Source organism: Bacteroides cellulosilyticus, assembly GCF_020091405.1.
Lineage (GTDB): Bacteria > Bacteroidota > Bacteroidia > Bacteroidales > Bacteroidaceae > Bacteroides.
Map to the genome: position 1 here is coordinate 1,084,174 of NZ_CP081903.1, position 24,351 is coordinate 1,108,524.

At 46.4% G+C, this 24,351-nt stretch carries 18 protein-coding genes; 10 read left to right on the forward strand and 8 right to left on the reverse strand.

Annotated elements, in window-relative coordinates; translation table 11 throughout:
- The first annotated feature begins 167 nt into the window (after window positions 1–167).
- The 7 genes from K6V21_RS03760 to hepB all read left to right on the forward strand — a co-directional run bounded on the left by K6V21_RS03760 (window position 168) and on the right by hepB (window position 13,593).
- Window positions 168–3,344: a SusC/RagA family TonB-linked outer membrane protein gene (locus K6V21_RS03760; RefSeq protein ID WP_217712585.1), complete on the forward strand. Its 3,177-nt coding sequence runs from the start codon at window positions 168–170 to the stop codon at window positions 3,342–3,344.
- Between the two features lie 21 nt (window positions 3,345–3,365).
- Window positions 3,366–4,916 (forward strand): RagB/SusD family nutrient uptake outer membrane protein, encoded by a 1,551-nt coding sequence (locus K6V21_RS03765; RefSeq protein WP_217712586.1) that lies wholly within the window; start codon window positions 3,366–3,368, stop codon window positions 4,914–4,916.
- 108 nt (window positions 4,917–5,024) lie between these two features.
- Entirely contained in the window at window positions 5,025–5,303 is a 279-nt protein-coding gene (locus K6V21_RS03770) for a LysO family transporter (RefSeq protein ID WP_022208430.1), read from the forward strand.
- Window positions 5,300–5,905: a lysine exporter LysO family protein gene (locus K6V21_RS03775; RefSeq protein WP_007210896.1), complete on the forward strand. Its 606-nt coding sequence runs from the start codon at window positions 5,300–5,302 to the stop codon at window positions 5,903–5,905. The genes K6V21_RS03770 and K6V21_RS03775 overlap by 4 nt, the downstream gene beginning before the upstream one ends.
- A 28-nt stretch (window positions 5,906–5,933) precedes the next feature.
- Window positions 5,934–9,086 carry a glycoside hydrolase family 2 TIM barrel-domain containing protein gene (locus tag K6V21_RS03780; protein WP_224320882.1) on the forward strand — a complete coding sequence of 1,051 codons (3,153 nt, stop codon included), beginning with the start codon at window positions 5,934–5,936 and terminating at the stop codon, window positions 9,084–9,086.
- A gap of 26 nt (window positions 9,087–9,112) precedes the next feature.
- Entirely contained in the window at window positions 9,113–11,041 is a 1,929-nt protein-coding gene (locus K6V21_RS03785) for an MGH1-like glycoside hydrolase domain-containing protein (RefSeq protein ID WP_224320883.1), read from the forward strand.
- A 236-nt stretch (window positions 11,042–11,277) separates the two neighbouring features.
- Window positions 11,278–13,593, forward strand: coding sequence for a heparin/heparin-sulfate lyase HepB (hepB, locus tag K6V21_RS03790; protein ID WP_224320884.1), 2,316 nt, complete (start codon window positions 11,278–11,280; stop codon window positions 13,591–13,593).
- Between the two features lie 91 nt (window positions 13,594–13,684).
- On the opposite strand, the gene K6V21_RS03795 is transcribed toward hepB, so the two are convergent.
- A complete protein-coding gene (locus tag K6V21_RS03795) occupies window positions 13,685–15,889 on the reverse strand; it encodes a sodium-translocating pyrophosphatase (protein ID WP_217712602.1) in 2,205 nt (734 codons plus the stop codon).
- 173 nt (window positions 15,890–16,062) lie between these two features.
- Between K6V21_RS03795 and K6V21_RS03800 the strand changes: the two genes are divergently transcribed.
- On the forward strand, window positions 16,063–16,218 hold the full coding sequence (locus K6V21_RS03800; RefSeq protein ID WP_217712603.1) for a hypothetical protein: 156 nt from the start codon (window positions 16,063–16,065) through the stop codon (window positions 16,216–16,218).
- Between the two features lie 40 nt (window positions 16,219–16,258).
- Here K6V21_RS03800 and K6V21_RS03805 read toward each other — a convergent pair whose 3' ends face one another.
- Window positions 16,259–16,579 (reverse strand): heavy metal-binding domain-containing protein, encoded by a 321-nt coding sequence (locus K6V21_RS03805; RefSeq protein ID WP_007210905.1) that lies wholly within the window; start codon window positions 16,577–16,579, stop codon window positions 16,259–16,261.
- Window positions 16,580–16,746: 167 nt separating this feature from the next.
- On the opposite strand from K6V21_RS03805, the gene K6V21_RS03810 reads away from it, so the two are divergent.
- Together K6V21_RS03810 and K6V21_RS03815 are read left to right on the forward strand one after the other, a co-directional pair.
- Complete coding sequence (locus tag K6V21_RS03810) at window positions 16,747–17,088, forward strand: hypothetical protein (protein ID WP_224320885.1); 342 nt, start codon at window positions 16,747–16,749, stop codon at window positions 17,086–17,088.
- An 88-nt stretch (window positions 17,089–17,176) separates the two neighbouring features.
- Window positions 17,177–18,220, forward strand: a complete 1,044-nt coding sequence (locus K6V21_RS03815; protein ID WP_224320886.1) for a CNNM domain-containing protein — start codon at window positions 17,177–17,179, stop codon at window positions 18,218–18,220.
- Between the two features lie 73 nt (window positions 18,221–18,293).
- On the opposite strand, the gene K6V21_RS03820 is transcribed toward K6V21_RS03815, so the two are convergent.
- The 6 genes from K6V21_RS03820 to K6V21_RS03845 form a co-directional block, all read right to left on the reverse strand.
- On the reverse strand, window positions 18,294–19,505 hold the full coding sequence (locus tag K6V21_RS03820) for an aminotransferase class V-fold PLP-dependent enzyme (protein ID WP_224320887.1): 1,212 nt from the start codon (window positions 19,503–19,505) through the stop codon (window positions 18,294–18,296).
- A gap of 99 nt (window positions 19,506–19,604) precedes the next feature.
- Entirely contained in the window at window positions 19,605–20,948 is a 1,344-nt protein-coding gene (sufD, locus tag K6V21_RS03825) for a Fe-S cluster assembly protein SufD (RefSeq protein WP_224320888.1), read from the reverse strand.
- Between the two features lie 14 nt (window positions 20,949–20,962).
- Entirely contained in the window at window positions 20,963–21,403 is a 441-nt protein-coding gene (locus tag K6V21_RS03830) for a GxxExxY protein (RefSeq protein ID WP_025832422.1), read from the reverse strand.
- 54 nt (window positions 21,404–21,457) lie between these two features.
- Window positions 21,458–22,210, reverse strand: a complete 753-nt coding sequence (gene sufC / locus K6V21_RS03835; protein WP_025832420.1) for a Fe-S cluster assembly ATPase SufC — start codon at window positions 22,208–22,210, stop codon at window positions 21,458–21,460.
- A gap of 113 nt (window positions 22,211–22,323) precedes the next feature.
- Window positions 22,324–23,781, reverse strand: coding sequence for a Fe-S cluster assembly protein SufB (gene sufB, locus K6V21_RS03840; RefSeq protein WP_007210913.1), 1,458 nt, complete (start codon window positions 23,779–23,781; stop codon window positions 22,324–22,326).
- Window positions 23,781–24,287 carry a CvpA family protein gene (locus K6V21_RS03845; RefSeq protein WP_224320889.1) on the reverse strand — a complete coding sequence of 169 codons (507 nt, stop codon included), beginning with the start codon at window positions 24,285–24,287 and terminating at the stop codon, window positions 23,781–23,783. The genes sufB and K6V21_RS03845 overlap by 1 nt, the downstream gene beginning before the upstream one ends.
- Window positions 24,288–24,351 lie beyond the last annotated feature (64 nt).

Genomic DNA, 24,351 nt, shown 5'->3' on the forward strand with positions numbered 1-24,351 from the left:
TATATCACTATAAATCAAATAATTAAAGATTCCGTTGTAGTACAAATACTTCCTCTAAAAAGCCCTTTTGTAGATTAATTATAGAACTCCCAGATTGTGAACTTTGATAAATAACATTCTTATTTGTGGTGTGAAACACATTTTATTAACCTTAAAAAACCACACACATGGGTAGAATTATTAAGAATTGTTCCATGAAGAGAGTAGTCAAGTTAGCCTTACTCTTTGCTTTCCTGATTCCACTAAGTTCTTTAGCACAGAACATTCAACTGACAGGTACAGTAACCGATACAACAGGTGAAACCGTTATCGGTGCAAGTGTACTTGAAAAAGGTACTACAAACGGAGTGATTACCAATATAGACGGTAACTTCTCACTAAACGTTTCCCCTAAGGCAATTATCGTTATTTCTTATGTAGGATACACTACTCAGGAAATACCTCTTAACGGTGCAAAAAACATTAAGGTAGTATTGAAAGAAGATACTGAAATGTTGGAAGAAGTAGTAGTCATCGGTTATGGTACCATGAAGAAAAGTGATATGACAGGTGCCATTTCATCTGTTGACGTCGAAGAACTATCCAAACGTACCACCACTAACCCCGCCGAAGCGCTGCAAGGTAAAATCGCCGGTGTAAACATTATGAAAGCAGGTGGTAACGCCGGTGCCGGCGTACAAGTAAAAATTCGTGGCGTAAAGACTTTCGGAGATAACGAACCTCTTTATATCATCGATGGTTTCCCGGGTGATATAAATGCTGTTAACCCGCAGGATATTCAAGCTATGGAAGTACTGAAGGATGGTGCTGCCGCTGCCATATACGGTTCGGTTGCTGCCAATGGTGTAATCATCGTAACTACTAAAAATGGTAAGAAAGGCGAAACAAAAATAGATTTCAGTGCATACGTAAGTATGACAAATGTAGCGAAAAAGCTCGACTTGCTGAATGCAGAGCAATATAAGAAAGTACATACACAAATGTATGAGAACTGGAACGCTCATGTAATGAATCATAAGTCGCAATACGACCCGAAAGGTAACGGTGCATGGGAAAAACAAATATTGGAACTGGAACCTTACATGACCAAGAATACCGGCATCGACACTGACTGGCAGGATGCAATGATGCGTACCGGTCTTTCACAGAACTATATGTTCAGTGTAAGAGGTGGTAGCGAAAATGCCCAATATTCCGTTTCATACAATCACGCTGATGACAAAGGTATTTTCCTTGGCAATGATTACCGTCAGGATAATGCACGCCTAAAGCTGCACATGAGCAAATATATCTTTGATATTGACGCCAACATGGCTTTCAAATTCACAGATAGCAAACAGCCCGAATATCAGCTGAAAGAAATGTATATGATTTCTCCGCTGGTACCTATCTACAATGAAAATGAAGAATATGGCTTCGGTTTGACAAACTTCGATAACCTGCCCAACAATCGTAATGTTATGGCCGACCAGCACTACGAGAAATCTACAGATAAGAAGTATCATACTACCGCCAACGTAGCTTTAACTGCCAACTTCACTAAATGGTTGAGTTTCAAAACAAGTTATGCTTACCGTGGAGAGCATCAACGCCAAACTTACCATACACCGGCTTACATTTCCGACGTAAAAGCCAAGCGAGACTATCCGTATCATAGCGAAACCACCGCTTACTGGGAAGAGCATGTATGGGAGAATGTACTGAGTTTCAACAAAGCATTCGGTAAACATTCTGTCAATGCCGTAGCCGGTACTTCAACCATGGCTCGCAAATATACATGGAATTCTGTAGGCGTAGAAGGTAAATCAACAACTTATAAGGTAGAGGACGGGCAATTGGTAATCGGTGAACAACCAGGCGGTTTCCTCGATCCGGGCTTCTCTACAATCGGTGCAGGTGCAGGTGGTACTTACGACGGTGATGGAACTAAATGGGATTACAGACGCGTATCCTTCTTCGGTCGCATAAATTATAACTATAACGATCGTTATCTGATTCAGGCAACTGTACGTTCCGACGGTTCTTCCAAGTTTGGTGCTGACAACCGTTGGGGTTTCTTCCCATCAATAGCTGTGGGCTGGAGAATCAGTGAAGAAGAATTTTTTCCAAAAGGTATTGCGCTGAACAATTTGAAATTGCGTGCCAGTTGGGGACGTCTGGGTAACGAAAATGCCTTGGGATATTACGACTTCCTCGCTCTAATTTCTACTTATAACACCAAATACCAGGGATATGTAAAAGGTAACGGTGATAATGCATGGGCAGGAAGTATTGCCCGCGGGCTGGAGAATCGTTCGTTGAAATGGGAAACTACAGATACTAAGAATATTGGTCTTGACTTCGGTTTCTTCAACAACAAACTGACCGGTGCCATGAACTACTATTACAATCAAACCGAAGAACTCTTGATTACGAAAGCACTTCCACCTTCTGCCGGCTTGAACAACCCAATCCTGAATGTGGGTAAAATCCGCAACTCCGGTGTTGAAGTTGAGATAAACTGGGCTGACTCCAAAGGTGGTTTCGATTATAACATCGGTATGAATTTCAGTACAACCAAGAATAAAGTTGTAGAACTGGCAGACAAAGGACAGGTTCTTTACGGTGAAGGTTTGAAATATGGAACCGAACATTTCCCAACCCAGACGCGCGTTGGCAAACCTATCGGTGCATTCTATCTTTATAAAACCAACGGTCTGTTCCAAAACAATGAAGAAGCCCGCCAATATGTAAATGCAGATGGAGACGAGTATCAGCCTTTCGCCGATGCCGGTGATATCCGCTTTGTAGATGTAAATGGCGACGGCTCTATTGATGACGACGATAAGGTCTATTGTGGATCGGGTATACCTACATTGGAAGTTAACCTGAATTTCTCTGCCGGCTATAAAGGCTTTGACCTTTCTGTTGTATTGGGTAGTGCATGGGGACACAAGATTTATAATGGTAACAAGTACTTCTATGAAGGAATGAACTCCGGTTCCAACTTCCTCACATCATCCTTGAATGCCTGGACACCTCAAAATACCAATACAAACATACCTCGCGCCATCTTCAACGACCCGAACGGTAACTTGAAGGAGTCTGACCGCTTCATTGAGAAAGGTGACTTTGTCCGCCTCCGTCAATTACAATTAGGTTATACCCTACCGAAAAAAATGATGCAAAAAGTATTCATCGAGAGATTGCGTTTTTATGTAAGTGGTGAAAACCTCTTCACAATCACCGGATACGACGGCATCGACCCCGAATTCTCACGTGTAAGTGTATTGAACACCGGTATTGATAAACTGATTTATCCGTTTACCCGTTCATTCACTTTGGGTGCCCAACTTACTTTCTAACTCATTTAACATTGTATAAACATGAAAAAAGTAATATATATAGCCAGCCTTTGTTTTGCATCGCTCTTTGTGAGCTCTTGCGATGATTATCTAACCTTGGAATCTCCCGACCAGTTGACTTCGGGAAGTTTCTGGCGTAACGAAAGTGATGCACAAGCCGGAATATCGGCTGCATATTCGCAATTAGAATACTACATTGACACCTGGGAATTTGCCGAAGTTAAATGGCCGGTGGAAGCTTACCGTGAAGACATTATCAATATGGGTAACGATGCACGTAACTATCCCAACTGGCTGGAACTCTACAATTTCACTTATACAAACGGTAACTCACAGTTCAGCAATTATTGGTGGAACAACTACAAAGGAGCCAGCTTTGCCAATCAGGTAATAGAGAAAGTGACAGAAATGGAAGAAGGAACTATCGACCCTACTGTCCGCACGCAAATTATAAACGAAGGTTATTTTCTTCGCGCTTACTATCACCTTAAATTGCTTTTGAATTGGAAAGAAATTATCATCCGTGATAAGTATATCACCAGTCAGGCAGAATTAAGCAAAGGACTTTCACCACGTCCCGATACCTGGGATTTTATTATAGAAGATTTAAAGCGAGCCACTGCTCTCCCTTCTTCTTATGACAACGACAACATCGGTCGTGCCACCAGTGGAGCAGCCAATGCCTATTTAGGTTTTGCCTATCTGACACGCGCTTACGAAGAATCTGACAAGAAGACAGAATATCTGAATGAGGCACTTACAGCATTAAACAATGTCAAGGGCTACGAACTGGTAAAGAAGTTTTCAAGTATGTTTGACGCCAGCAACAAAAACAGCAAAGAATCTATCTTTGAGTTGCAGACTTCCATGAGTAGCGCCAATGGTGCTAACTATCGCACTCAGCTCCACCGTTGGATAGGTACATCCGAACTTTGGGGATGGGATGAGATTCTTCCGAGTAATGTATTGATGGAAGCGTACATGAAAGAAGGTGAGATTGCCACAACCGGACGCTATGACTCACGCTTGTACGAGAGTGTATTCTTCCAATGTGATTATTTCAATGATGGAAGCGGGCGTGTTTACGGGGGCGATTATGACAACTGGTTCTGTAGTTTCGATGATAAGAATAACCCTATTCCCGGTACAAGTTACAACCGTCCTTCCTTCCGCAAGTTCATGCCCACCGACTATGATGGCTTATACAATAATTATTGTGCCATCAACATTCCTTTGATGCGTTATGCCAATGTATTGCTAATGAAGGCGGAAGTATTGAACGAGCAAGGCCATCCCGAACAAGCCATTCCGCTGATTAATGAAATCAGAAATGTACATGGAGACATGCCTGCCATGAAAGGGACTTCACAACAAGAGGTACGTGAGCAAATAGAACATGAACGTATGATTGAATTCCCGCTGGAAAACTGGCGCTGGTATGATTTACGCCGTTGGGGCAAATTAGCGTCAGCATTGGCAGATGCAGGACGCGCCGGCTTTAATGTAGAGAAGAATTCGTTCTACCCTATTCCGTTGACTGAAATCAATTCGAACGACCAAATTAACAAATAAATTCTCTCTTCACTCAATATGACATCCTAACGAGACGGTATTTACCTACAGTGATACCGCCTCGTTATATTCAAATGAATTATCTTTGCCCTCAAAAACGACATAGATATGTTTACAATTATCGGACTGATGCTCACAGGAATGCTGTTGGGCTACCTCTTACGGAAACGGAATTTAAGTAAAATACATAAGGTTATCACAGTACTGATCTGGGTACTGCTCTTCATTCTCGGTATTGAAGTGGGAGGAAACGAACAGATTATCAAAGGACTTCATACCATCGGACTCGAAGCCGTCATACTCACCATAGGTGGAACTCTGGGAAGTGTGATTGCCGCTTGGGCACTGTGGAGGGCCTTATACAAACGGAAAGGAGGACAAGCATGAAAGGAAGTCTTATCATAGTCGGCTTTTTTGTGCTGGGGACACTTTGCGGAGTCTTTCACCTGATACCTATCGACATCGTAGTAGATAGTAAAGTCAGCTTTTATGCACTTTGCGCACTGATGTTCAGTGTAGGGCTAAGTGTAGGCAATGACCCGCAAACGTTGAAAAATTTCCGTTCACTCAATCCACGGTTGATATTCCTGCCTATCATGACCATTCTGGGTACGTTGGCAGGTTCTGCCGCAGTCAGCCTGATACTGACACACCGTTCTCTAACAGATTGCCTGGCTGTAGGTTCGGGCTTCGGTTACTATTCACTCTCCAGTATCTTCATTACCGAATATAAAGGAGCTGAATTAGGAACAATTGCCCTGCTCGCCAACATCAGCCGCGAGATTCTGACCTTACTGGCTGCACCGTTACTGGTGCGCTGGTTTGGCAACCTCGCCCCTATCTCTGCCGGAGGGGCAACTACGATGGACACCACACTGCCCATCATTACACGAACGGCCGGACAACAATTTGTAGTTGTCTCCATCTTCCACGGATTTGTGGTGGATTTCAGCGTTCCGTTCCTTGTGACACTGTTTTGTTCAATTTAATATTGTTTTGGACTTAAAGCAAATTATCATGAAAGCCAAAGTTTATACCTTACTCTTTTCCTCACTGCTTTGTGTTTCTGCCCTGGCTGATAACGAACCCTGGCAGAACCCACAAATCAACGAGATAAACAGAGAGCCAATGCATGCGCACTTCATTCCGTTTACGAATGAGGCCAACGCCCTGAAGCAACACTCCCTGCCTGCGGATGTACGTTTCAACGTAAATCCTGCCACCGAACGCCGCATCTCGCTGGACGGTACTTGGAAGTTCCTGTTCTCAAAGAACAACGAACTTTGTCCCAAAGACTTCCACAAACCGGGATACAACACCCGGAAGTGGAGCAAAATACAAGTTCCCGGAAGCTGGGAGTTGCAAGGCTTCGATGCACCTATTTATACGGATACCCGTTATCCATTCCCTGCCAATCCCCCGCATGTGCCAGCCGATTACAATCCGGTGGGAGCATACGTCCGCGAATTCACGGTTCCCGGCGGTTGGGAAGGTATGGATATCTTCCTCGACTTTGAGGGAGTGGAATCCGCCTACTACGTATGGGTGAACGGTGAGCTTGCCGGATATGCCGAAGACAGCCGTCTGCCGTCTCACTTCAACATTACGAAGCTTCTGAAAAAGGGCAGCAACAAACTCGCCGTCAAGGTGTTCCGTTATAGCGACGGCTCTTACCTTGAAGGACAGGACTACTGGAAATACAGCGGTATTGAGCGTGACGTTTATCTCTACGCCCGTCCGCAAAGCCGCGTGCGCGACTTCCGGATGACTGCCGAACTGATAAATGATTATAAAGACGGAGAACTCAACCTGGATGTCATCCTCCATCAGCCGAAAGCGGGAGAGACCGTTGAGGTGAAAGTGCTGGATGCAGGAAAGGTGATTTATAACCGGAAGAAAACCGTCTCTTCTCCTACGGATACTTTATTTAGCCAGCAACAGATTTTCCCGGATGCACGTGCCTGGAATGCCGAAACGCCGAATACCTATACACTGGTAGTCAGCACCTTCGATGCACAAGGAAAGCCGTTGGAGTCTTTCACCCAGCTTTTTGGTTTCCGCACGGTGGAGATGCGCAACGGCATGCAGATGATTAACGGAAAAGCGGTGCTCTTTAAGGGAGTGAACCGCCACGAACACGATCCGCACAAAGGACGCACCATCAGCGTAGCTTCCATGATACACGATATTCAGTTGATGAAGCAATTCAATCTGAACGGTGTGCGCAACTGTCATTATCCGAATAACTATGCATGGTATGAGCTTTGCACGGAATTCGGCCTGTATATGGTGGATGAAGCCAACATCGAAAGCCACGGTATGCAGGATCACAAGGATGGCACGCTGGCCAATTATCCGGATTGGGAACTTCCTTTCATGCAACGCATGAGCCGCATGATTGCGCGCGACCGTAACTGCACAGCTATCGTCACCTGGTCTATGGGTAATGAGTCCGGGTATGGTAAGCATTTCGAAACCTTATACGATTACACGAAGAAGGTAGATTCCACTCGCCCGGTACAATACGAGGGTGGCGGTTATGATGCCAAGAGCGATATCTACTGCCCGATGTATGCACGCATCTGGTCGTTGCGCCGCCACGCCAACCAGCGAGACAAGCGTCCTATGATTATGTGCGAATATGCTCATGCCATGGGCAACAGTGTAGGAAACTTCCAGGATTACTGGGATTTGATTTATAAGTACGACCAGTTGCAAGGCGGCTTCATCTGGGACTGGGTAGACCAGACATTCGCTATCAAAGATAAGGATAACCGTGACATCTGGGCTTTCGGTGGAGACATGGGATTTGTAGGCATCGTCAACGACTCCAACTTCTGCGCCAACGGTCTGGTAGCTGCCGACCGCACTCCTCACCCGCATATCTATGAGGTGAAGAAGGTGCTTCAATATATCCACTTTGAGCCGGTTGCTTTCACACCCAATAAGATAAAGGTTACCAACCGGCACGACTTCATCGGTCTGGAAGGATATACCCTGCGCTGGGCAGTAGAATGTGACGGTAAAGCAGTGCAAAGCGGTGAAATGGATTTCCCAGCAATCGCACCGGGAAGCTCTGCCAACATCGAACTGCCTCTGAAAGCATTGCCTGCCAATGGCAAAGAGTACTTCCTTACCCTGCGCGCATTCACCAAAAACGAAGCGCCGTTAATCCCGAAAGGACACGAGGCCGCCATCGAACAATGGGCGCTACCTTCCGTCCCTGCCAGCAAAGCCATTCAACCGGCTAACGGTAAACTGGCCGTAGACCGCAACAGTGACGCCATCACTCTGACAGGAAACAACTTCCGGATAGCTTTCTCGGCTCAAAACGGTGAAATGACAGAGTTGAGTTACAATGGAAAGAATTTGATAAAAGAAGGTCTGCAACCTAACTTCTGGCGTCCGCTGACGGACAATGATATTCCGAACGGACATCTGTACCGTTGTCTCACCTGGAAGACTGCCGGACAGGATGCCAAACTGGAGAACCTGGATATAACGGAAAATCAACAGAAAGTTACCCTTATCGCTACCTATAAGATGGAAGCGCAAGACTCGAAGCTGCAAACAATATACGATATTCATCCTGACGGAGCAGTCCGCGTGAGCATGCACTTCACTCCCGGCAAACAGGCGTTGAACGAAATGCCTCGCCTGGGTATGCGCATGATACTTCCGGCTGAATATGAAAGGATGTCCTGGCTGGGACGCGGACCACAGGAAAACTATGCAGACCGGAAGACGGGAGCATTGGTAGGACTGTACAGTGCCACGGTTTGGGAACAGTTCCATCCGTATGTGCGTGCTCAGGAAACAGCTAATCATTGCGATGTACGTTGGGTTGCACTGCGCAATGCCGATGGTGACGGTTTGCTCGTTACGGGAGAAGAACCGCTAAGTATCAGTGCCTGGAACTTCCCGATGGAAGATATCGAGTACCGCCCTTCGCAAGTGGAACGCCGCCACGGGGGAAGCATAGTGAAGAAAGATATGGTGTGGCTAAACATCGACCACAAGCAGATGGGCGTAGGTGGTGACAATACGTGGGGAGCACAAGTGCACCCGGAATATACCATCACACCGCACGAATGGAAGTACAGCTTTACGCTGCTGCCACTCGGAGCTAAGGATGATGCAGCGGAACAGGCGCATAAGTGCTGGTTCTAACATTAAATTCATAATAATCAAGGAATATGAAACACAAGTTTATACACATCATTTGCTTTACGCTACTGGTTGTAGGCCTCACCGCCTGCAACTCCGGTAGTAAAAAAACTGCTGAGCAAAGGTACACCTTCAATAACATACTGGATATTGCCTACACTCCCGACACCCTGCACCGTTGCTACGGCTGGTTCACAGACGCCGGTTCATGGATGGGCTTCACCCTGCCCGAAAAGGCGCAATGGGTGAACGGCTTCTGCGGCCCGTTCAGTCTGGATATGTTCCGCCGCCAATGGATGGCACAGTCCGCCGTCACAGTAGATTTCGCCGGAAACACTTCTGCCAGCTTCGTTCCCGACTCTACCTGCTACTTCCCCGGCGAGCTCTATATGTCCGTCCACTCCGATGCAGGGAGCATCATGCAACGACTTAACTTTGCAGACGCCTCAACCGCCCTCCTGCGCATAGAGTCCGATAAAGCGGAAGACCTGCTTCTGACAGGCAGTCAATGGGGAAAAGACGTAACCATTGCTGTAGAGCAAAACTCCGTCATTGCCCGCCACCCCAGCGGAGAAAGCGTGACCGTAACATTTACCCCCGACGTGACACTTTCCCGGACGGAAAACAACTACACAGCCCTTGTTCACAGTCCCAGGTATCCCGTCCATGTAGCCATTTCCTTCTTCACCTCGGAAAAAGAGATGACCGCCGGATTGCAGAATATCCCCACCCTGCTCAACAATCCCGGAAAGGCTTTGCAAGCCAATGCCGAACGCTGGGAGGGTTATCTGACCAAGATACTGCGCAAGGACATGAAGCCCGAATACGACCGTATAGCCGTGAAAGCCGTCACCACCCTTATTTCCAACTGGCGCACGCATCGCGGCGGACTGCTTCATGAAGGTATCGTCCCGAGCCACGCCGTAGGCTACTTTGTGGGTTTCTGGGCATGGGACAGTTGGCGTTTCAGTGCCGGAACCGCTAAATTCGACCCTGAACTGGCAAAGAACAACATCCGCGCCATGTTCGATTATCAGCAACCGGACGGCATGGTTATCGACTGCATCTACACCGACCCGTCGGAAAACAATGCCCGCGACAGCAAACCGCCTTTGGTATGCTGGGCGGTAGACGAAATCTTCACGCATACAGGCGACACGGCTTTCGTTGCCGAAATGTACCCGCAACTGCTCTCTTACTACAAATGGTGGTATCAGAAACGCGATCACAACCGTAACGGCATGTGTGAATACGGTGCAACAGACGGCACACTGGAAGCTGCCGCATGGGAAAGCGGCATGGACAATGCCATTCGTTTTGACGATGCCGTGATGTTGAAGAACGACGGAGCCGATGATGCCTGGAGCATGGACCAGGAAAGCGTAGACCTGAATGCTTATCTGGCACTGGAATGTAAACTGCTAAAGAAGTTTGCCGGATTGCTGAACGCGACTTTCGACGGTCCCGATTATAGCGATAAAGTAGCAGATTACTTCTTCGACAAGCAACTCAATTTCTTCTTCGACCGCCGCCTGAAAGACGGTTCCTTCATCGAAGAACCGGGATGCGAAGCTTATACTCCGCTGTGGACACAGATTGCCACGCAATCGCAGGTGGACAGCATGTTACCCATACTGCAAGACACCGCGAAGTTCTCCACATATATCCCCTTCCCCACCATCGCCGCAGACAATCCCAAGTATAACCCGCGCGGCTACTGGCGTGGCCCCATCTGGCTGGACCAGACTTACTTTGCCATTCGCGGACTCCGCAACTATGGTTATCATAAACTGGCCGATGAATATACCTTGCAGGTATTCGACCGCCTGAACGGATTGAAAGAAGGAGCGCCCATCCACGAGAACTACGGTACACATACCGGAGAACGGTTGAAAGCGCCGCACTTTAGTTGGAGTTCCTCCCATCTGCTGATGATGTACGATGATTACGGGAAGTAATTCTTGCGTGAGGGATAGCTTTTCTTGGAAATCTATCCCTCTATGATTCCACAGCTACGCTAATATTGTTTAGGAGAATGTCACTCATGTCTCAGAATGCTGCACCGGCAGTATTTTGTTGTTTTATAATGATGTAGGTAATGGTTGAATGTTCTACATTTGTAAACAGAGTATATGGTTTTCACACCGTATATCATGCATGAACGGATACTTTATTAATCTATAAAACAGCAACCATGAAGAAAAATTGTCTTTTAGCAGCGAGTTTTCTCTTCATCTTTTGTCTGGAAGCCGGTGCTCAGAAAAGAGATGAAGTAACCTGGGAGAAATTCGAGGACATCACCATCCCCATTCCTCCCTCAACTCACCCCCGACTCTATGTACGTCCCGCCAATTTACCGGATTTAAAGAAACGGATGGATCACCCGCAAGTAAAAGCAAACCTGGCAACCTTGCGCAAACTTGGCATAGACCGCACCGCAGAGGAAGAGGCTAAAGTAACCGACAGAGGCTTTCGCTACTACTTTGAGATGCGGGGAGTAACCAGCCGTGTACAAGTACAAGCTCTCGACTATCTGGTATATGGTGACAAGAAGCAAGCCAGACGCGCCATCACTTCCATGCTCGATTCATTGCAGCATACCAATTTCGGAACCAAACAAGACTTATCGCGCGCCAGCGGAGTCATGCTGATGTGCGGCGCAATGGTATATGACTGGTGCTACGACCAGATGAAAGAATCGGAAAAGAAAGCCTATATAGAATCGTTCATCCGAATCTCCAAGACCATGGAATGCGGTTATCCGCCCAAAAATAACGAACCCATAGCCGGACACTCGTCCGAATGGATGATCTTGCGGGACATGCTTTCAGCCGGTATTGCTATCTACGACGAATATCCGGATATGTACCTCCATGTCATCCGAATGCTGTACAAGGATTACTTGCCGGTAAGAAATTACATCTATTCTGGTCATAATTACCATCAGGGAACAAGCTATGTCAATGTGCGTTTCAGCAATGACCTGTTCTCCTTATGGATTCTGGACCGTATGGGAGCCGGCGCAATCTACAATCCCGCACAACAATTCGTACCGTACGACTTCCTGTACCGCCGTCGTCCGGACGGACAAGTAATGCCCGCAGGCGATACGAATCCTAACAAAAGGAACATTCCTTCTTACTCCCTGCCCGCCATGCTCGCTTCCAGCTTCTATAAAGACAATTATCTGGCTTACGAATACGAACTCAAGCCCAAATTAGAAAGCCACTGCCTTATCTTCGAGATACTGTGGAGAGATTTTGATTTGAAAGCCAAGGCTCCTGATGACTTGCCGCTGACCCGATACTCAGGCTCACCTTTCGGGTGGATGATAGCGCGTACAGGATGGGACAAAAACAGCGTGATTGCCGAAATGAAAATCAATGAACAATTCTTTGGTAACCATCAACACATGGACGGTGGTTCGTTCCAACTTTATTATAAGGGCCCGTTGGCAATAGATGCCGGAGCTTACCAAGGAAGTTCCGGCGGATATAACAGCCCGCACAACAAAAATTTCTTCAAACGTACCATTGCCCATAACTCATTGTTAGTATACAACCCGAACGAGAAATTCGCCAGCTGGAATTATGGTGGACAAGATAAAACTGAATTTGCCGATAATGACGGTGGACAACGCATGCCGGGTGACCGCTGGGAGACTTGCCGCTCTTTTAAAGATTTATTAAGCAAGGAATATACTACAGGCAAAGTCCTGGGACATGGTTTCGGTCCCGATGCCAATAAACCTGACTATTCTTATCTGAAAGGTGACATCACGCAAGCCTATACAGACAAGGTAAAAGAAGCGAAACGCTCTTTTGTTTTCCTCAACCTGCACGCTACCGAAGTGCCTGCCGCCTTAATCGTGTTTGATAAAGTTGTCTCTGCCGACCCTCAGTTCAAGAAGTTCTGGCTACTGCACAGTATAGAAGAGCCGATAATAGAAAATAACCGTTTCACCGTCAAACGCACCCAAAACGAAGATACCGGCATGTTACAGAATCAAGTGTTGCTCCCCGAAATTCAAGATGCACGGATAGAGAAAATCGGTGGAAAAGGAAAAGAGTTTTGGGTATTCGGCACCAATTATGCCAACGATGCCATGCCGAGACGTCCCGACGATGCCAACGAAAGAGGCGCATGGCGTGTAGAAATATCACCTGCAACCGCTACTGCCGAAAATTACTTCCTGAATGTAATGCAAGTAGCCGACAACACCTGTCTGCAAATGAATGAAGTAAAACGCATCGATGCAGATAAAATAGTAGGCGTGCAGATAGCCGACCGCATCGTCACCTTCAGCAAAGACAGCCAACCGCTACCCGGTAAATTTGATTTCGCGGTAAGTGGCAGCCAAACTATGAAGTTTGTCATTACCGACCTTATTCCGGGAACCTGGCAAATCAAGAAAGACGGCAAGGTATATATTCCCGCGCTGGAAGTTCGTACAGACGATGGTATCCTTTCTTTTGAAGGTACTGCCGGACGGTATGAATTTCTTCGATAAAAAGAAAGCCATCTGTCAATGACTTCTTCTACATTGACAGATGGCTTATTTATTAAGTTTCCTCACCCCTTGTTTTTTCAGGCAACTCTCCTTAGAAGAGGCTCCACGCAACCGTCAGTCCGGCCATCACGATAGCTACCATACTCATCAGCTTGATAAGTATATTCAAACTCGGACCGGAAGTATCTTTGAATGGGTCACCTACCGTATCGCCTACCACAGTAGCTTTATGTACTTCGCTACCCTTACCGCCGAAGTTTCCTTCTTCCACATATTTCTTTGCATTATCCCATGCACCGCCCGCATTCGCCATAAAGATGGCAAGAACGAAACCGCTACTCAATCCACCGATCAGCAAGCCCAGCACACCGGGAACACCAAAGATAAGTCCCGTAGCAATCGGAGCTAAAATGGCTATCAGCGAAGGAACTACCATTTCACGTTGCGCCCCCTTTGTGGAGATAGCTACACAACGTTCGTAATCCGGCTCTGTCTCACCGGTAAGTATACCCTTGATTTCACGGAACTGGCGGCGTACCTCATCCACCATGTGACCGGCAGCACGGCCAACAGCGTTCATTGTCAATCCACAGAAAAGGAATGCCATCATACTACCCAGGAACATACCCGAAAGTACTTTCGGATTCATCAGCGTCACATCATAATGGTGCATAAAGTCGAAGAAGGTGGCATCCTGAAGAGCCACGGCATCCCCATGGGGAAGCGCTAATTCCGTGGTTCCCAAACGGGTCAGTCCGATACGGATTTCTTCAATATAAGAGGCAAGCAGGGCAAGTCCCGTAAGTGCAGCCGAACCAATAGCAAAACCCTTTCCGGTAGCGGCAGTAGTATTACCCAAAGAGTCGAGGGCATCCGTACGTTTACGTACTTCCGCACCCAGCCCGGACATTTCAGCGTTACCACCCGCATTGTCAGCAATAGGACCGTAAGCATCCGTAGCAAGCGTGATACCCAGGGTAGAAAGCATACCTACAGCTGCAATACCGATACCGTAAAGTCCCATACCTACATTATTGAAATCGAATCCCGATGCAAACAGGTAGGAAGCAATGATACCGACTACCACAGCAATCACAGGAATTGCAGTAGACAGCATACCCAAACCGATACCGGAGATAATTACCGTAGCCGGGCCAGTCTTTCCGCTTTCGCTCAACTTCTGGGTAGGACGATAGGATTGTGAGGTATAGTATTCCGTAGAACGTCCGATAATGATGCCGACTACCAGACCGACTATAACAGCACAAGATATCCACATCCAGTTATCAAGTTTCAATAGCCAAAGAATAAAGAAAGTAGCCACAACAATCAGCACTGAACTCAGGTTCGTACCGAAAGCCAACGAAGCGAGCAGGTCTTTCATCTTCGCATTTTCCTTGGTACGCACTGCGAAGATACCGATAATAGAAAGAAGAATACCTACGGCAGCAATCAGCATCGGAGCTATAACAGCTTTGAACTGCATGGCCGTATCTCCCGTATGAATAAAGGCAGCAGCACCCAGAGCGGCAGTTGCCAGGATAGAGCCACAATAGCTTTCGTAAAGATCGGCACCCATACCGGCTACGTCACCTACGTTATCACCTACATTATCGGCAATCGTTGCAGGGTTACGCGGGTCATCTTCGGGAATACCGGCCTCAACCTTACCTACCAGGTCGGCACCTACATCGGCAGCTTTCGTATAAATACCTCCACCTACACGGGCAAAGAGCGCTTGTGTGGAAGCACCCATTCCGAAAGTGAGCATGGTGGTAGTGATAATGCAGAGTTTATGAGTCGGAGTCAAAACATCTTCCGGTATAACCGCATTCAATAACAGATACCAGAAAGAAATATCGAGCAAGCCCAAGCCCACTACAACCAGTCCCATTACCGCACCGCTACGGAAAGCGACGCGCAATCCCGCATTCAGTGAACTACGGGCAGCATTTGCTGTGCGTGCCGAAGCATACGTTGCCGTCTTCATACCGAGGAATCCGGAGAGTCCGGAGAAGAAACCGCCCGTCAGGAAAGCAATCGGTACCCAACGATTCTGTACATCGAAACCATAAGCCATAATAGCGAAAAGGATCACAAGTCCCAGAAATACCCAGCCAACTATCTTATACTGTTGTTTCAGATAAGACATCGCGCCTTTACGCACAGCGGCGGCAATCTTTATCATTTGCGGAGTACCCTCACTCTCTTTCATCATTTGCTTATGGAAATAGTAAGCAAAGCAGAGAGCTAAAACGGAAGCGGCCGGAATCAGCCAGAAAAGCAAACTGTCCATGGTGTTATTCGTATTAAAAGGTTGATTGAAAGTCTAAAAGTATTGATTTGAAACGAAATAAGCAAAGGAATAAAAGAAAAATCAACTCATTCTATTAAATTTGCAGGCGAAAACCGTACCCGATTGAGCACCCATGTTGTAGTATAAGTAAAATCAATAAAAACAAAGGAACAATGGAACACACAGATTTTACTTTCAGAAAGGCATGGATGATATACACAGTATATGTTCTTCTACTCTTTACTTCCACCGCAAAAGCACAGCAGACAGCCAAACTGGAACAAAAAAAGGGAAAAGTAATCATCAGCGATTATTCTCCCAAGCATTGATATGCAGGGGAAGAGCTTTCCGGCTCTCCCCCTGTATTCATTATTCTACGGTCACAGCCGTACCACAAGCGGTTACCATCAGCATACTGCCGCTTCCACCCACGGTTTCATAATCCAGATCCACGCCAATCACGGCATTGGCTCCGAGCGCCCTGGCATGCTCCTGCATTTCACGAAGGGCGATATCTTTCGCTTCGCGCAGCACTTCCTCGTAAGAGCCGCTACGTCCGCCCACTACATCGCGGATGCTGGCAAAAAAGTCACGGAATACATTGGCACCGATAATCGTCTCGCCTGAAACGATACCGTAATAGCGGGTGATACGTCCGCCCTCGATAGTTGGGGTTGTTGTTACTAACATAATCTTTCTCTATTTATTTAAGTTATTTGCACCCTATTAGACGCGCGAATAGGGCAGAAAGTTGCAGTAACGGGACTTTTTATATCTCTTCATTATAATAAAAAAACAAAAAAGGCAACATCCATATATGAGCTAAGATAACTATTTCTCTATCTTTGTCCGGAAGAATGGAAACAGATCATTTTATATTCAAGTTAGTGGTATGTCTGGTAGTTGTGCCTTTTGCACTGCAACCCGAGGATTATAACACCTTCTCCGAAAATGAGCCTCCCTTTCTTTGCATCGAACAAAGCGAACAGCATTCGTCTGAAGAGTTTAACGATGAAGCTGTTATCTCACGTACACTTTCTTTAAACCGTGCCCGCAAGCTCTGTGCAGAGATTACGACTACTTATACTTTCTCTACCGAGAACACTAATTTATACCAATATAGTGACGGTACCCAACCGCACACTCTCAAGAGCGTATACTCCCCCGAACGCTCCTTGCTCTGCACATACCGTCTTTAGAACAAGCCCTTCCATCACCGCATTTTCATATTTTATCCGGTACGAATCGTAACATTCGTTCCGCTATGTCTAATTAATAAATTCATATATGGGACTTGTTTTATTATACCTGACCATTGCATTAGCATTATCCTTTTTATGCTCCATCCTGGAAGCTGTCTTATTATCCACCCCGATGTCGTACATCTCCACCAAAGAGAAAACACACGGCAAAAGCGCCATTTTACTGAAGAAGTTCAAACAAGATATCGACCGGCCTATTGCCGCCATATTATCTCTGAATACCATTGCCCACACCGTCGGTGCAGCAGGTGTCGGTGCCGAAGCGGTAAAGATATTCGGAGAAGCTTACTTCGGTGTAATCTCCGCCATACTGACTATCTTGATTCTTGTTCTCTCGGAAATCATTCCTAAAACGATAGGTGCCTGTTACTGGCGCTCACTGGCGCTTCCGTCGGCCCGTATCATTAACTTCCTTATTATTATCTGTTATCCCCTGGTGTGGCTGTCCGAGCTGATTACCCGTCTGTTTTCTTCCGGCAAGCAAGAATTATCCGTAAGCCGCGAAGAGGTTTCGGCTATGATTTCCATCGGAGTGGAAGAGGGTGTCTTCCAGATGAAGGAAAACAAGATGATACAGAACCTCATCAGATTGGATAAAGTAAAGTCACAATCCATTATGACTCCTCGTACCGTGGTGGCAACAGCTCCCGAAAGTATGTCTCTGAAAGAGTTCTATCAGGATGGGAAGTATAAGTTCTACTCCCGTATTCCGATTTATAATGATAGCGAAGATTATATCACAGGCTATGTGTTGCGGCAAACCGTACTCGAAAAGTTAGCAGAGGACAGATTCGATATGTGCCTGAAGGATGTGGCCCGCCCTATCCTTTCCTTCCCCGAGAATAGTCCTGTTTCCACGGTTTGGGAACAGATGCTTGAACGGAAAGAGCATATCTCGATCCTGATTGATGAATACGGTTGCTTCTGGGGAATTGTCACTATGGAAGATATTATAGAAACAGCCTTAGGCTTCGAGATTGTGGATGAGAAAGACAGCGTTACGGATATGCAGAAACTGGCACGGGATAAGTGGCAGAAGAAGCTGGCGGAAACGAAGATTAGTGATTAGAGGTTAGTGATAAGTGATTAGTGCCATGCGGATGGTTGTCACTAATCACTTATCACTAACCCCTAATCACTAACTAGAACATCTTGCTGACACGTTCGATACCTGCCACCAAAACATCGATTTCTTCTTTTGTATTATAGATTCCAAAGGAAGCACGCACTGTTCCTTCTATGCCGAGGCGTTGCATCAGCGGCTGGGCGCAATGGTGTCCTGTACGTACGGCAATACCGAGACGATCGAGCAATGTGCCCATATCGAAGTGATGAATATCACCCACAAGGAAAGAGATGACACTCCCTTTCTCAGCAGCTTCACCAAAGATGCGCATACCAGGGATTGTTTTCAATCGCTGTGTGGCATATTCCGTCAATTCATGCTCATAAGCGGCAATCTTATCCATGCCAATGGCAGAAACATAATCGAGCGCTTTCGCCAGTCCCGTAGTGCCGATATAGTCGGGAGTTCCGGCTTCGAACTTAAACGGCAGCTCGTTGAAGGTGGTATGTTCAAAAGACACATGCTGTATCATCTCACCGCCGCCTTGATAAGGAGGCAACTTATTCAGCCATTCTTCCTTACCATAGAGCACGCCCACACCGGTAGGCCCGTACACTTTATGTCCGGAGAATACAAGGAAATCAGCATCCAGATCCTGCACGTCCACTGCCATGTGGGGAATGGATTGTGCCGCATCTACCAGGAAAGGTACATCATGCTTATGGGCAATCTTAATCATTTCCTTGATAGGATTGACCGTACCCAAAACATTGGACACATGTACTACACTGACAATCTTCGTCCGGTCAGTGAAAAGCTTCTCGTATTCATCTATCAGGAGTTCGCCACGGTCGTTCATCGGAATAACCTTCAGATTGATGCATTTCCGTTCGGCCAGCAGTTGCCAGGGGACGATGTTACTATGATGTTCCATTACGGAAACAATCACTTCATCACCCGGATGCAGGAATGCTTCGCCGAAGCTGGAGGCTAACAGATTGATGCTTTCCGTAGTTCCCCGCGTAAATACGATTTCATTTATAGAGCCGGCATTGATAAACTTCCGCACTGTCTCACGGCTCGCCTCGTGCAGTTCCGTTGCCTGTTGCGACAGGAAGTGTACGCCACGATGCACATTAGCATTGACAGAATAATATTCATCCGTTATGGCATCCACCACACAACGTGGCTTCTGTGTCGTCGCCCCATTATCGAGGTAGACCAATGGTTTGCCGTACACTTCACGGGAAAGTATCGGAAAATCGGCTCTTATCTTTTGAATATCCATATTAGCTTAGAATTATGAATGAAGAATTAAGAATGAAGAATTGGCTGCGCCATGTCATGCCGCATGGTAATTCTTCATTCTTAATTCTTAATTCTTCATTTATTTGCATATCGCGCAGCCCTGGCACTTATTCAGTTCTCCACGGAAACGCTTCTCCACCAGCAGATGCAAGCGGTCTTTCAATGCATCCAGACGGATGGTATCGATTACTTCGTTCACGAAGGCGAACATCAGCAATAAGCGGGCTTCACGCTCCGGAATACCGCGCTGGCGCATATAGAAGAGTGCATTTTCGTCCAACTGACCAACGGTAGCGCCATGACTACACTTTACATCATCGGCATAAATTTCCAGTTGCGGTTGCGTATACATACGTGCCTCACGGGTAGCGCAAAGATTCCGGTTCGTTTGTTGCGAATTGGTATGTTGCGCATCCGGGCGCACTAATACCAAACCGGCAAATGCACCGACTGACTGGTCATCGAGCACATACTTGAAAAGTTCATTGCTCGTGCAGTTAGGTACGGCATGATCGATACTTGTATTGTTGTCTACATGCTGATTCTTATCTGCAATGGCCATACCGCAAAGGTTGATTTCGGCACCTTCACCTGCCAGCAATACTTCGGTGGTGTTGCGGGAAGTGCCGTTATGCAAGGTCATGCCATTCAGCAATACGTTGCTGTTGGCTTCCTGTCTCACATACATATTGCTGATACGTACGGTACTTGTATGCGTCTCTTCGAGTTCGTAAAGATCAAAGACAGCATTCTCACCTACGAATACTTCTATCACCTGGGTTGCCAGGAAATTCACGGCATCCATGGCATGGTCGCACACCAGCATGCGTGCCTGTGCGCCATCTTCCAATACAATCAATACCCGGCGGTTCACCAGGAAGTTCACGTCACCACGCAGGATGTTTACCAACTGAATGGGACGTTCCACTATTACATTCTTCGGCACATACAGCAGCACACCGTCTTGTGCAAAAGCGGTGTTGAATGCTGTCACTCCGTCTTTTGAAGTGTCTGCCAGCCTGCCATAGTACTTCTTTACCAGTTCCGGATGCTTCTCCGCCATCTCCTTCAAACTGCCGAAGATGACTCCTTCGGGCAGATGTGAAGCGGGTAGCGCTTTATTGTAAAAAGCATCATTCACTACAAAGTACAGGGAGGTACTCATATTGGGTACATCGCATTTGAATACTTCATAGGGATTTACCGGAATATCCAGACGGTTCAGGTTCAACCCATAGTCCGGTTCAAAGAACTTGCTGACATCGGTATATTTATATTTCTCCTGTTTACGGGTAGGAAAGCCAAGCCGCTCGAAGTCGGCAAACGCAGTGGCACGAGGGGTATTCATCACCTCGGCACTGTGCTGGCATATCATCGCTTCCGTCTGGGAGAAAAGATCTATGTATTGTTGTTCTGCATTCATATTACATTTATATTTTATTTTTTAGACACGGATAACACGGATGACACGGATTCTTTATTTTCTTTCTGTAAACACTCTCTGTAATAGTTAGAGAACACCTTCCTGCTTATCTCTGGTTTTGGTCCAAAGTTTAGCAATAAACCAATCTCTATATTTGTTGCCTTCAGATAGTTTACTAATTGCAATTCATGTTCTTTTGATAGCCGACTGACTGCTTTCAGTTCTAATATAACAGAATCATAAACAATAATATCAGCTTCATAATAACCAACTATTTCATTCTTATAATAAACATTTATTTTCGGATGTGCAACACATGGGATATCACGTCTCAATAACTCCCTATATAATGCATTCTGGTATACATTCTCTATAAACCCATATCCGAGTTCATTGTACACATCATAAAATGCATTTATAATAGCACTCGTCTTATCAGCCTGTGTTAAACTCATAATATACTAATAAAGAATCTGCGTCATCCGTGTCATCCGTGTCTAAAAAATCAATTATTCTCCCAACTCCTTCTTAATCCAATCATACCCCTTCTCTTCCAGTTCCAGCGCCAATTCCGGTCCCGCCGTCTTCACGATACGACCTTTGTAAAGCACATGTACGACGTCAGGTTTGATATAATCCAGTAAGCGTTGGTAGTGAGTGATGACGATAGTACTGTTCTCCGGTGTTTTCAACTTGTTCACACCTTCGGCTACGATACGCAAGGCATCGATATCCAGCCCGGAATCCGTTTCATCCAGAATACTTAATTTCGGTTCCAGCATCGCCATCTGGAAGATTTCATTCCGCTTCTTCTCTCCACCGGAGAAGCCCTCGTTCACCGAACGGTTAGCCAGTTTATTGTCCAGTTCCACAATGGCACGCTTTTCACGCATCAACTTCAGGAACTCGCTTGCACTGAGAGCAGGCAGATGATTATATTTACGTTGCTCATTCACCGCTGCACGCATAAAGTTAACCATACTCACACCCGGAATTTCCACCGGATACTGGAAGCTGAGGAAGATACCCTCGTGACTACGGTCTTCCGGTGAAAAGTCCAGCAGGTTCTTACCGCAGAAAGTCACGCTTCCCTTCGTCACCTCAAAGGCAGGATTACCTACCAATACAGCCGAAAGAGTACTCTTTCCGGAACCGTTCGGTCCCATAATAGCATGCACCTCACCAGCTCTTACCGACAGGTTGATGCCTTTCAATATCTCTTTGCCATTTACACTGGCATGCAGGTCTTTTATCTCTAACATAATCTATTAAATTAAGAATGAAGAATTAAGAATGAAGAATATCGCAACATTCTCCACTCCTAACTCTTCATCGTTTTATTTTGATTCTTCATTCTTCATTCTTAACTCTTCATTTATCCTACGCTGCCTTCCAGCGAAATAGCTAACAACTTCTGAGCCTCTACCGCAAACTCCATAGGCAGCTTATTAAGCACTTCCTTAGCATAGCCGTTCACAATCAGCCCTACTGCATCCTCCGTAGAAATACCACGCTGGTTGCAATAGAAGATCTGGTCTTCATTGATCTTGCTGGTAGTCGCCTCATGCTCCACAACCGCCGTCTCATTATGGATATCCATATACGGGAAGGTATGCGCACCGCACTTGTCACCCAGCAACAAAGAGTCGCACTGACTATAGTTACGCGCATTATCCGCCTTTTGAGCTACACGCACCAAGCCCCGGTAAGAGTTCTCACTATGTCCGGCAGAGATACCCTTGCTGACAATGGTACTACTGGTATTCTTACCCAGATGAATCATCTTCGTACCCGTATCCGCCTGTTGGTAGTTGTTCGTCACCGCCACACTGTAGAATTCCGCCGAAGAGTTATCTCCCGTCAAAATACAGGAAGGGTATTTCCACGTAATAGCCGAACCTGTCTCTACTTGTGTCCAGGAGAGCTTACTGTTCGCACCTTTGCAGTTACCACGTTTCGTAACAAAGTTATAAACACCGCCTTTACCTTCGGCATCACCCGGATACCAGTTCTGTACGGTACTGTACTTCACCTCCGCACGTTCGTGCACCACAATCTCCACGATAGCGGCATGCAACTGGTTCTCATCGCGCATCGGAGCCGTACAACCTTCCAGATAGGAAACATACGAATCATCATCCGCCACAATCAGCGTCCGTTCAAACTGCCCTGTATTACGCGCATTGATACGGAAATAAGTGGATAACTCCATCGGGCAGCGTACTCCTTTCGGGATATATACGAACGAACCGTCGGAGAATACCGCCGAGTTCAGCGCGGCAAAGAAGTTATCACGGTATCCCACCACGGAACCAAGATACTTCTGCACCAAATCCGGATGCTCACGTACAGCTTCACTGATGGAACAAAAGATAATCCCCTTCTCCATCAGCGTCTCTTTGAAAGTAGTTTTCACAGACACGGAGTCCATCACGGCATCCACCGCCATGCCACTCAGCGCCATCTGTTCTTCCAGGGGGATGCCCAGCTTATTGAAAGTTTTTATCAACTCAGGGTCTACTTCGTCCATGCTCTTAGGCGCATCTTTCTTCTTCGCCAACGGATCGGCATAGTAGGAAATAGCCTGATAATCTATCTCAGGAATACGGAGATGTGCCCATGTAGGCATCTCCATCGTCAACCAGTGACGATATGCTTTCAGACGGAACTCCAACAGCCATTCCGGCTCGTTCTTCTTCGCAGAGATCAGCCGTACAACATCTTCATTCAGCCCACGCTCAATGACTTCCGTATGCACGTCGGTGGTGAAGCCGTACTTGTACTTCTCCTGCGTTAGTTCCTTTACATATTTATTGGGTTCTTCGGGTTGCATTATGTATTAAGTATATATTGTTCTGTAACTTCTTTTGCAGCCGGGAAAAACATTCCCGCGAACGACTCTATAGGATAATATAACACGGATTCCTCCTTCATTGTTCTATCAATCATCGTATTATCCGAGTCGATAAACTCGACAACACAGATAAGCAGACTCACCAGCAGCAGAAACTTCAACGCGCCCAGTCCGGCACCCAGCCATCGATTCAGCCAACCGAGCGAGACTGCCTCCATCGCCTTCGTCAGCAAAGTCGCTACCAGCAGGAACAACAATGGCACCACTACCCAGATAACAACAAACGCCAATATCTGGGCAAACGTCATGGAATCCGTTATCTTAGAAAAGACTCTCTCCGCTACCGACACATACAGTGCTTTTGCAGCCAGCAATCCGACAATCAATCCGAGGATAGATGCCAATTGCTTGATGAAGCCTTTTATAAAACCGATGACCGCTCCCGCACCAATCACCACTAATAAGATGATATCTATTATTGTCATAACTATATCTAAAAAAAGACACGGATTACACGGATAAACACGGTTCTTCTTTTAAACCAATCCG